General features: G+C 57.4%; 7 protein-coding genes. 5 read left to right on the top strand and 2 right to left on the bottom strand.

The window, feature by feature from the left end:
- Positions 1-345 precede the first annotated feature (345 nt).
- Together QVF11_RS21795 and QVF11_RS21790 are read left to right on the top strand one after the other, a co-directional pair.
- Positions 346-1176, top strand: a complete 831-nt coding sequence (locus tag QVF11_RS21795; RefSeq protein WP_112217249.1) for a transketolase — start codon at positions 346-348, stop codon at positions 1174-1176.
- Positions 1169-2104: a transketolase family protein gene (locus tag QVF11_RS21790; RefSeq protein ID WP_287859192.1), complete on the top strand. Its 936-nt coding sequence runs from the start codon at positions 1169-1171 to the stop codon at positions 2102-2104. Before QVF11_RS21795 ends, QVF11_RS21790 begins: the two co-directional genes overlap by 8 nt.
- 56 nt (positions 2105-2160) lie before the next feature.
- On the opposite strand, the gene entD is transcribed toward QVF11_RS21790, so the two are convergent.
- A complete protein-coding gene (gene entD / locus QVF11_RS21785) occupies positions 2161-2784 on the bottom strand; it encodes an enterobactin synthase subunit EntD (RefSeq protein ID WP_287859190.1) in 624 nt (207 codons plus the stop codon).
- Positions 2785-2978: 194 nt separating this feature from the next.
- Positions 2979-5255, bottom strand: a complete 2277-nt coding sequence (locus QVF11_RS21780; RefSeq protein ID WP_287859188.1) for a TonB-dependent siderophore receptor — start codon at positions 5253-5255, stop codon at positions 2979-2981.
- A 365-nt stretch (positions 5256-5620) separates the two neighbouring features.
- On the opposite strand from QVF11_RS21780, the gene fes reads away from it, so the two are divergent.
- The 3 genes from fes to entF are packed head-to-tail and all read left to right on the top strand — an operon-like array spanning position 5621 to position 10994.
- Complete coding sequence (gene fes / locus QVF11_RS21775; protein WP_287859211.1) at positions 5621-6871, top strand: enterochelin esterase; 1251 nt, start codon at positions 5621-5623, stop codon at positions 6869-6871.
- Between the two features lie 27 nt (positions 6872-6898).
- Positions 6899-7102, top strand: a complete 204-nt coding sequence (locus QVF11_RS21770; RefSeq protein ID WP_142464087.1) for an MbtH family protein — start codon at positions 6899-6901, stop codon at positions 7100-7102.
- Between the two features lie 10 nt (positions 7103-7112).
- Positions 7113-10994 (top strand): enterobactin non-ribosomal peptide synthetase EntF, encoded by a 3882-nt coding sequence (gene entF, locus QVF11_RS21765; RefSeq protein WP_287859186.1) that lies wholly within the window; start codon positions 7113-7115, stop codon positions 10992-10994.
- The last annotated feature ends 86 nt before the right edge of the window (positions 10995-11080 follow it).

The following is an 11080-nucleotide window of genomic DNA, read 5'->3' as shown; positions in this document are numbered from 1 at the left end:
TTACGTGCAGCCATTATCTTAGAGCTCATCATCATACGCGAAAAGAAAAGACAGTTAAGTGTGATGGATATCTAACTTTCGCCAATCCTCAAAAACAGCTATGGACAAAAACAGAACAGTGGCTGCATAATTGAATAAAGAATCATTATTGAATATATATTCATGATGATTTCAGGTCAACTGAAAAGTACCCAGGCGCAGTCAGGCCTGGTGGTAAGGAGGCAGAATGTTCCTGAGTATGATGCAGCGGCGGAAGCCTTGCGATGCGTTGCCTGGGGATGTCTGGTTTTTTTAGTCCCTGACGGAATAAATATTCCAAGTTGAAAATAAATTCAGAGGTATTAAATGAATCCCTATAGCTATGATGTCCAGGCACTTGAGCGTAAAGCCCGCGCCGTTCGTCGCCATATCGTCAGATTGAATGCCAATAGCCCTGCAGGCGGGCACACCGGAGCCGACCTGTCTCAGGTTGAGCTGATCACCGCGCTCTACTTCCGCATTATGAACGTTGCGCCGGACCGTATTGCTGACGATCAGCGTGATATCTACATTCAGTCAAAAGGTCACGCGGTGGGTTGCTACTACTGCGTGTTGGCCGAAGCGGGTTTCTTCCCCGTTGACTGGCTGGATACCTATCAGCATGCCAACTCTCATCTTCCTGGCCACCCTGTACGTCAAAAAACGCCGGGCATCGAACTCAACACCGGCGCGCTAGGCCACGGTTTGCCTGTTGCGGTGGGGCTGGCGCTGGCTGCGAAGAAAAGCAATAGCTCCCGCCGCATCTTTTTAATTACCGGCGATGGCGAACTGGCTGAAGGCAGCAACTGGGAAGCGGCTCTGGCCGCGGCGCACTATGGGCTTGATAACCTCGTCATCATTAACGACAAGAACAACCTTCAGCTGGCTGGGCCGACCCGTGAAATCATGAATACCGATCCGCTGGCCGATAAATGGAAAGCCTTTGGTATGACGGTCACCGAGTGCCAGGGTAACGACATGGCGTCGGTGGTGGCGACCCTGGAAGGGCTGAAACAGGAAGGTAAACCGAACGTTGTTATTGCCAACACCACGAAAGGTGCCGGTATTTCCTTTATCCAGGGGCGCCCGGAATGGCACCACCGGGTACCGAAAGGCGAAGAAATTGCACTGGCACTGGAGGAACTGAAAGATGAGTAATGCAGAACACCTGGCGAGCGTGATGGTCGAAGCGTTTATTGATGCAGTTGAAAGCGGTGTTGATCTGGTGCCGGTGGTAGCGGACTCAACCTCGACGGCAAAAATCGCCCCGTTTATTAAACAATTCCCTGGCCGCCTGGTTAACGTGGGTATCGCAGAGCAGAGCATGGTCGGCACGGCTGCCGGTCTGGCGCTGGGCGGCAAAGTCGCGGTGACCTGTAACGCTGCGCCGTTCCTGATTTCCCGCGCCAATGAACAGATTAAAGTCGACGTTTGCTATAACAATACCAACGTTAAGCTGTTTGGCCTCAACGCTGGAGCCAGCTACGGTCCGCTGGCGAGTACTCACCATGCGATTGACGATCTGGCGGTGATGCGCGGCTTCGGCAATATCCAGATTTTTGCCCCTTCTTCACCGCGCGAATGTCGGCAGATTATCGATTACGCTATTGGCTATCAGGGCCCGGTGTATATTCGCCTTGACGGCAAGGCGCTGCCGGAGCTGCACGACGAAAATTATCAGTTTGTGCCCGGTGCGGTAGTGACGCTGCGCGAAGGCGAAGATATCGCGCTGGTAGCAACTGGCTCTACGGTGCATGAAATTGTCGATGCGGCGCAGATTCTGGCCGATGCAGGAATCAAGGCTAAAGTGGTGAGCGTGCCTTCAATCCGCCCTTGCGATACCGCCGTGCTGCTGGCAGCGCTGAAACCGTGCAAAGCGGTGATTACGGTGGAAGAGCATAACGTCAACGGCGGACTGGGTAGCCTGGTGGCGGAAGTGTTGGCGGAAGCGGGCGTCGGTATTAAGCTCAAGCGCCTGGGGATCCCGGATGGCGAGTATGCGGCAGCGGCAGATCGCGGCTGGCTGCGTAAACATCACGGTTTTGATGCGGCCTCTATTGCTGAACTGGCGCAGAAGATGCGCTGATTTTATCCTGGCTGTGCACTGATAACCCGTGTGGATAACCGCGCGGGTTTTTGTTTTTATGACGAACATAGCGTAATAACAAACTCTCCGGCCTTAATCCATTGCAGCCTAAACTCTTTAGCGGATAGCCGAAGAAGCAAAATTCCTTCCTTTATATACACCAACTCAAAATCGGTAAAACCCCTCCCGGCTTGCACGTTCACATGGCAGGCCTTAAACGCGCTCTCTTTCGCCGAAAACGCCAGCGTCAGCGCCAGCTCAAACGGCAGGCCGCTGGCATCCAGCAGCGTTTTTTCCTCAGCATTGACGATGCTACTTTCCAAATCTGCCGCCAGCGAAGGCGTCATGATCCTCTCGATATCAATGCCGACCGGCCCAGCAGAAACTACTGCCAGCGCCGTCTGTTTGCTGTGGCTGATGCTGCCGTACCACGGGACGGGCCAAAGGGGCTGGCGTTGGTCGCCAATGGCAGGAACGTCTTTTTCGCCCACTTCCCGTAGCGCATAAGCCGCCGCAATACGCCCGGCAAGATGTTCGGTCTGCCGCTTGCGGGCACAGTCGGTTAGCAGGGCGTGATGCGGGAGCCAGAACAGATCTTCAGGTTGAAAGGTCGCCGGGTCGAAATCTATCCGCTGAAGCGAGTGACCGGCAAGCTGAATGATTGAGTGTTGGATTTTCATCACGGGATGTTAACAGATTCTCCCGTCCGCCCTCTATGAGAAGAGGGCGGGGGAGATTTATACCCGTCATACTTCAAGTTGCATGTGCGTTGGCATCGCGCGCTCACCCCAGTCACTTACTCATGTAAGCTCCTGGGGATTCGCTTCCTTGCCGCCTTCCTGCAACTCGAATTATTTAGGGTATAAGAGAACCATCAGAAGTGGGTATTGACGCTCATATACCAGGTACGGCCCGGTTCGTTGTAGGTGTACGCGCCTGCGCCTCTCATATAGGAAACATCGGTTGTGCTTCCGGTAGTCTGGGAGTTACCTTCACGCCACAAACGTTTATCAAAGACGTTATCCACGCCGCCGGTCAGGCTGACGTTCTTCGTTACATCCCAGGTCGCGCTCAGGCCCACGATGCTATAAGGGCTAACCTCTTGTTTGTCCGAACCGGTAACCGGTTTGCCCTGATAATCGTATTTCTTCGGCTCTTGTTTGCCGTACCAGGTCAGGGTGGATTGCAGCGAAACATCCTGATGAACCTGCCAGCTCAGGGTCGAGTTCAGCGTATATTCAGGAATGATCGACAGTCGTTCACCGGTCTCTTTATTCTTGCTCTGCAGCATGTAGGTAATATTGTTGGTCCAGTTAACGGTCTCGCTAACCGGTATATTCAACGTACCTTCCAGACCTTCAACTACGGCTTTAGGAACGTTTTCCCACTGATAGATATCGGTGTAGGTCGTTTTCCCCTTGCTGGTAATGGAGGTGCGGCTAAGCGGAACGGTACCCGCCTCAATCTTGTTTTTATAATCGTTGCGGAACCAGGTCACCCCGGCCAGCCAGCCGTCGCGTTTGAACTCAAGGCCAATCTCTTTGTTAACGCTGGTCTCGGCCTTCAGGTCGTCATTCCCCATCATGTAGCAGCCGATACCGGTGGCGGCACCGGTAGCATAGCAGCCTTGCCCTTTGCTATAGAGAATATAGTTAGGGTTGGTTTGATAGAGGCTCGGCGCTTTATAGGCGCGGGCAATACCCATTTTCAAGGTGAAGTCATCCCAAAGTCCCTGGGACAAGTTCAGCGACGGGCTCCAGTTGTTGCCCACGATGCTATGGTGATCGAAACGCAGACCAGGCGTCAGCATGGTGGTGTCGGTCAGCTCGATATTGTTTTCGGCAAACAACGAGAAAATCTCAGCTTTCGAATAAGGACTACGGTTAGTGCTGTCGTAGCCTGGAATATCGCCGCCCATAAAGGTTTGCGAGTTAGAAAGCATATCCTTCATACGCTGCTGGTTCCATTCGGTACCGAGCGTCAGGTTCTGATTAACCCACAGGTCAAACGGAATGCTGACTTCGCTGTGCAGCATCACATCGTTCAGATCGGAATCGACATATTTGGATGCGGAGTTTGGATCGAAAATCCCTTCCGTTCCGCCCGCTAAACCTTCAGGCGTACGGGAGTTGCGGGTGTGCTCGTACTGTACCCAGTTGCTGGTGGTGACGCCGTTATCCCAACCGCCGTTCCAGGTCAGGGAGTAGTTCTGGCGATAGAGGCGGTTAGTCTCTTTACCGTAGTTGTCTTTTACCCGCTGGTTGGTGTTGGTGTTTTGCGTGTCACCTGCATAGAGGTTGCCCTGGCGACTATAGCCAGCTTCAAGCTCAAGGGACTGCATTGGCGCGAAGTCCCAACGTACCGAGCCGTTGATATCTTTGTTTTCGACGCCTTCACGACCAGCAGGCAGCGTATCAACATAGTTACCGGTACGCTCGGACTGATGACCCTGGTTGATATCCCATGCATCGGCCTGGGTTTTATCGAGGTTGCCGTAAAGGCGGAAGCTGAAATCCCCGCCCAGAGGGCCGGTGAGGCTAAAGTTGGTACGTTTGGTCGAGCCTTCGTCTTTGTGCTCCGGGGCGTTCATGTAGGTATTCCATGAACCGTGCCACTCATCGCCACCTTTTTTGGTAATGATATTGACCACACCGCCCGCCGCGCCGTTACCGTAGCGTGCGGCAGCCGGGCCGCGCAGGACTTCAATGCGTTCGATCATTTCTGGCGGAACCCAGCCGGTATCACCGCGGGTATCGCGCTCGCCGCGCCAGCCCTGGCGCACGGAGTTGCGGCTGGTGACGGGTTTGCCGTCAATCAGGATCAGGGTGTTTTCCGGGCCCATGCCGCGAATATCAATCTGGCGGTTGTTGCCGCGCTGGCCGCTGGTGGAGTTACCGGTCAGGTTAACGCCCGGCATGGTGCGGATAATTTCGGATACGTCGCGTGCAGGCGGGCGTTTACGAATTTCATCGGCGGTAATAGTCGATACACCGGGAGCCTGAAGGTTCTGCTCGGCGGCGGTGACGACCATGGTTTCATCAGCGGTGGCGGTTTTGCTATCAGAGGTGGTTTCCGCCGCGCTCAGCGGAAAGGCAGCCCCGTAGATTCCCAGATTGACCAGTAAGGCCAGGGATTTGATCCTGTTATTCATTGTAAATCCTGCTTTTCGTCGCCACCTTCCCCAAAAGGCCCTTCCCAGCGGGAGGGGAGGTGGTATCAATGTTGCCAGTAGAGGGCATACGCACTCCGTCGCTGACTAAGAACCCGGCAGCAGGCTATTTTATTTGCCAGTTTGAACCTGGGCAGTGCTCGTACTCCTCGCGTACTCTATGTACGCTCCGGGTTCTCCGCGCTGTCCGTGTTCAAACTGCCGGCAACAATGACGCCTGCTGTCCTGGCTCTAAATAAGCCATCTCTGACATGTTTAATTTTGAAAGACGCGCTTCCCACAGCGCGCTAATACGCTATTGCAAATGAAAATAGTTATCAATAATATTATCAATAAATATTGCGTTTATTGATACGTTTGTTGATAAATGTCACGATAAACATAAGGTTGAAAAAGGAATGCAAAAGACAGGAAGTGACGGTTGGTGGCGAAGTATCTCCGGTCCGCAGATTGAGTCCGTGGATGGCGAGTACCGGGTGACCTTCTGGTGGCGCGATCCGGCAGGCAATGAAACGTCTTCGGCAATCCAGCGGGTGTGGATTTATATCACCGGCGTGACTGACCACCATAAGAATTCCGTGCCGCAAACGCTGCAGCGCATTCCCGGTACCGATGCCTGGTGCTGGCAAACCACGCTCTCACCCACCTGGCGCGGGAGCTACTGTTTTGTTCCCTCCGAGTGCGATAACGACTTTTCCCCTGAGCTTTTTAACGGCGATAGCCCGGACCGCACGCTGCTGCGCGAAGGCTGGCGCAAACTGCTGCCGCGCGCGATCTCCGACCCGCTCAATCCACAAAGCTGGAAGGGCGGCCGCGGTCATGCGGTGTCTGCGCTGGAGCTGCCTGAAGCCCCGGAACAACCGGGCTGGGCGCTGCGCGATGAACCTTATCAGCCGCCGGTCTGCATTGAGTGGCAGAGTCAGCGCCTCGGCAATACGCGACGGATCTGGGTTTACGCTACCGGTGATGCGAATCCGCAAGAGCGCCCTCTGGCGATTCTGCTTGATGGCCAGTTCTGGGCCGAAAGCATGCCGATATGGTCGCCGCTGGCGGGTTTAACCCGCGAAAAGCGGCTACCGCAGGCGGTTTATCTGCTGATTGACGTGATTGATAATCAGCATCGTGCCGAAGAGCTTCCCTGCAATGAAGCGTTCTGGATGGCGGTTCAGGAAGAGCTGCTGCCGTTAGTTCGTCAGATGGCCCCTTTCAGCGATCGCGCTGACCGAACCGTGGTGGCTGGCCAGAGCTTTGGCGGCCTGGCCGCCATGTTCGCCGCGCTCTACTGGCCGCAGCGCTTTGGTTGCGTGCTCAGTCAGTCCGGCTCTTACTGGTGGCCACATCGCGGCGGGGCGCAGACGGGCCTGCTGATTGATCGGCTAAGCCGCGGCGAATTACATCCGCAAGGGCTGCGAATCTGGCTGGAAGCCGGTATTCGCGAGCCGATCATTTTTCATGCAAGCCAGGCGCTTCTTGCGCATCTGGAACAGCAGACGATTTTCTGGCGTCAGGTTGACGGCGGGCATGATGCGCTTTGCTGGCGCGGCGGGCTGACGGCGGGGTTAATCCAGCTGTGGCAGCCTTTATGCCGCGAAGAGTAGCAAAGCGCGCTTTACGAGGAATTTGACATGCAATTCAGTAACCCCTTCGACAATCCGCAAGGGCAGTTTTACATTCTGCGCAATGACCAACAGCAGTTCAGCCTGTGGCCGCACCACTGCGCGTTGCCGGAGGGCTGGACGGTAGAGTGCTCTCCGCAGTCGTTGGACGCGTGCAACGCCTGGCTGGCAGCAAATTGGTCAACCCTCACCCCCGCGCACCATGCGTCCTAAGGAGTCGATCATGACCACTCGTTTACCGCTGGTAGCGGCACAGCCGGGGATCTGGATGGCGGAGCGCCTCTCGACGCTGCCCGGCGCATGGAGCGTCGCTCACTATGTAGAACTGCACGGTGAGATTGACCCGGACCTGCTCGGACGGGCGATTGTCACCGGGCTGTCGCAAGCCGACACCCTTAGCATGCGGTTTTGTGAAGATAACGGTGAAGCCTGGCAGTGGGTCGATGAAACTTATGTGTTTGCCGAACCGGATTATCAGGATCTGCGCACTGCGAGCGACCCGCACGCTGCCGCGATGGCGCTAATGCAGGCCGAGCTCGGACAGAATCTGCGCGTAGACGGCGGCAATCCGCTGGTCTGCCATCAGCTGTTACGGGTAGGAGATAATCGATGGTACTGGTATCAGCGTTATCACCATTTGCTGGTCGATGGCTTCAGTTTCCCGGCGATTACTCGCCAGATCGCTGCAATTTATCGCGCCTGGCAGCGGGGTGAAGAAACGCCTGCCTCGCCGTTTACTCCCTTTGCGGAAGTCGTGGAAGAGTATCAACGCTACTACAGTAGCGACGCCTGGCAGCGCGACAAACAGTTCTGGCAGGAGCAGCGTAAAGCGCTACCGTCTCCGGCTTCGCTGTCTGCCGTCCCGCTGGCGGGAAGGGCGAGCGGCACCGATATCTGGCGCATAAAGCTGGAGGTCGATTCTGGCGTCTTTAGCCGTCTGGCAGCGAGTGCTCCGCAGTGTCAGCGTGCGGATCTGGCGCTGGCGCTGACCACCCTGTGGTTGGGGAGACTGTGCAGCCGAATGGATTACGCGGCGGGCTTTATCTTTATGCGCCGCATGGGATCTGCGGCGTTAACCGCTACCGGGCCGGTGCTGAACGTCCTGCCGCTGGCGGTCAATATTGACGCGCAGGAAACGCTGCCCGAGCTGGCAACGCGCCTTGCCGGGCAGCTGAAAAAAATGCGCCGCCATCAGCGCTACGATGCCGAACAGATCGTCCGCGACAGCGGCAAGGCGGCGGGCGATGAGCCGCTGTTTGGCCCGGTGCTCAATATCAAAGTTTTCGATTATCAGCTGGATATCGACGGCGTGCAGGCGACGACCCATACGTTGGCCACCGGTCCGGTCAACGATCTGGAGCTGGCACTGTTCCCGGACGAAGCGGGTGGCCTGTCGCTGGAGATCTTGGCTAACAAACAGCGTTACGATGAACAGACGCTGCGCGGGCATATCGCCCGGCTATCCGCGCTGCTGACGCAGTTTGCTGACCATCCGGGCCTGCGCTGTGGCGACGCGAATATGCTATCGGCGGCGGAAATAACGCAACTGGAGCAGGTCAACAATACCGGCATTGCTCTGCCTTCCACTACGCTAAGCGCGCTGGTGGCGGAGCAGGCGGCGAAAACCCCGGATGCCCCGGCGCTGGCGGATGCCAACTGGCAGTTTAGCTACAAAGAGATGCGCCAGCAGGTGGTGGCGCTGGCGCAATTGCTGCGCACACGCGGAGTTAAACCGGGTGATAGCGTGGCGGTGGCGCTGCCGCGTTCGGTATTCCTGACCCTGGCGCTGCACGGTATTGTCGAAGCCGGGGCCGCGTGGCTGCCGCTGGATACCGGTTATCCTGACGATCGTCTGCGGATGATGCTGGAAGATGCGCGTCCATCGCTACTGATTACTTCTGAGGATCAGCTGGCGCGCTTTAGCGATATCCCCAACCTGGAAAGCCTCTGCTACCAGCAGCCGCTGGAAGCGAGCGACGCTGCACCGCTGACCATATCTCAGCCTGAGCATACCGCGTATATCATTTTCACTTCCGGCTCTACCGGGCGACCGAAAGGCGTGATGGTCGGGCAAACCGCCATCGTCAACCGCCTGCTGTGGATGCAGAACCACTATCCGCTCTGTGCTGATGACGTGGTGGCGCAGAAAACGCCGTGCAGTTTTGATGTCTCGGTGTGGGAGTTCTGGTGGCCGTTTATTGCCGGTGCGCAGCTGGTGATGGCCGAGCCGGAGGCCCATCGCGACCCGTTGGCGATGCAGCAGTTCTTCGCACGTTACGGCGTGACCACGACCCACTTTGTGCCGTCAATGCTGGCGGCGTTCGTTGCTTCGCTGGATGTGGAAAATGTCGCCTCCTGTCAAACCCTGCGGCGGGTATTCTGCAGCGGTGAAGCGCTGCCGACGGCGCTGTGCCGGGAGTGGGAATTGCTGACCGGAGCGCCATTGCATAACCTGTACGGCCCGACGGAAGCGGCGGTGGATGTCAGCTGGTATCCGGCCTGTGGACCTGAGCTGGCGGCGGTGACCGGCACCAGCGTGCCGATTGGCTGGCCGGTATGGAATACCGGGTTGCGCATACTGGATGCGTCGATGCGTCCCGTACCGCCGGGCGTGGCGGGGGATCTCTACCTGACCGGCATTCAGCTGGCGCAGGGCTACCTGGGGCGTCCTGATTTAACCGCCAGCCGCTTTATTGCCGATCCTTATGCACCGGGCGAGCGCATGTATCGCACTGGCGACGTTGCCCGTTGGCAGGATTTCGGCGCGGTGGAGTATCTCGGGCGCAGCGACGATCAGCTGAAAATTCGTGGTCAGCGTATTGAGCTGGGCGAAATCGATCGCGTGATGTCGGCGTTGCCGGACGTCGCGCAGGCGGTGACTCATGCCTGCGTTTTCAACCAGGCGGCGGCGACCGGCGGTGATGCTCGTCAGCTGGTGGGCTATCTGATTTCTGAATCCGGTCTGCCGCTGGATACCGCAGTGCTCAAAGCGCGGCTGGGGGAACAGTTGCCGCCGCATATGGTGCCGGTAGTGCTGATTCAATTGCCAGAGCTGCCGCTGAGCGCCAACGGCAAGCTGGATCGCAAAGCGCTGCCGTTGCCGACGCTAAGCCGCGAGAGCAGCGGTCGTCCGCCGGCGCCGGGGATTGAAACGACCGTCTCCTCGGCGTTCAGCCAGCTTTTGGGCTGTGAGGTGAACGATATCGACGCTGATTTCTTTGCCCTCGGTGGCCATTCGCTGCTGGCGATGCGTCTGGCGGCGCAGCTGAGCCGCGAGCTGGAACGTCAAGTCACGCCGGGGCAGGTGATGGTCGCTTCGACCGTCGGCAAGCTGAGCACGCTGCTGGCTTCGGATCTCAGCGATGAGCAGGCGCAGCGTCTGGGTTACGACACTATCCTACCGCTGCGTGAGAGCGATGGTCCGACGCTATTCTGCTTCCATCCCGCTTCCGGTTTTGCCTGGCAGTTCAGCGTACTGGCACGTTATTTAAGCCCGCACTGGTCTATCACCGGCATTCAGTCGCCGCGACCGCAGGGGCCGATGGCGACGGCGGCGGATCTGGATGCGGTCTGCGAGCATCATCTGCAAACCCTGCTTCAGCAGCAGCCGCACGGCCCGTATTACCTGTTCGGTTATTCGCTCGGCGGCACGCTGGCGCAGGGCATTGCCGCCCGTTTACGCCAGCGCGGCGAAGCGGTGGCGTTCCTCGGGCTGCTGGATACCTGGCCGCCGGAAACGCAAAACTGGGCGGAGAAGGAGGCTAACGGTCTGGATCCCGAGGTGCTGGCGGAGATTGCCCGCGAACGCGAGGCGTTTCTTGCTGCTCAACAAGGGCAGGCTTCCGGCGAGCTATTCAGCGTTATCGAAGGTAACTACGCCGATGCAGTACGTCTGCTGACCACTGCGCACAGCGCGAAGTTTGACGGTAAGGCGACGCTGTTCGTCGCGGAGAGAACTCGTCAGGCGGGTATGGATCCGCAGGTGGTCTGGGGACCGTGGGTTGGTGAGCTGGAGGTCTTTAGCCAGGATTGCGCCCATGTGGATATTATCTCTCCGCAGGCCTTTGAGGAGATTGGCCCGGTAGTCAGGGAGATATTGGGGTAGGGATAGATGAACTCCCGGGTTGCAGATGGTGGTGAACCCGTAGCCCGGTCAGCGAAGCGCCACCGGGGAAGCAAACCGCAGAGGAT

It is taken from the genome of Klebsiella sp. (assembly GCF_027492335.1).
GTDB classification, from domain to species: Bacteria; Pseudomonadota; Gammaproteobacteria; order Enterobacterales; family Enterobacteriaceae; genus Klebsiella; species Klebsiella huaxiensis.
The sequence above is the reverse complement of the archived record's forward strand: the minus strand, read 5'-3'. Positions and strand labels throughout refer to the sequence as shown.

Bases quoted from the DNA above. Each gene is read 5' to 3' on its own strand.
- QVF11_RS21795 (WP_112217249.1), top strand. From the start codon at position 346: ATGAATCCCTATAGCTATGATGTCCAGGCACTTGAGCGTAAAGCCCGC.
- QVF11_RS21790 (WP_287859192.1), top strand. From the start codon at position 1,169: ATGAGTAATGCAGAACACCTGGCGAGCGTGATGGTCGAAGCGTTTATT.
- entD (WP_287859190.1), bottom strand. From the start codon at position 2,784: ATGAAAATCCAACACTCAATCATTCAGCTTGCCGGTCACTCGCTTCAG.
- QVF11_RS21780 (WP_287859188.1), bottom strand. From the start codon at position 5,255: ATGAATAACAGGATCAAATCCCTGGCCTTACTGGTCAATCTGGGAATC.
- QVF11_RS21770 (WP_142464087.1), top strand. From the start codon at position 6,899: ATGCAATTCAGTAACCCCTTCGACAATCCGCAAGGGCAGTTTTACATT.
- entF (WP_287859186.1), top strand. From the start codon at position 7,113: ATGACCACTCGTTTACCGCTGGTAGCGGCACAGCCGGGGATCTGGATG.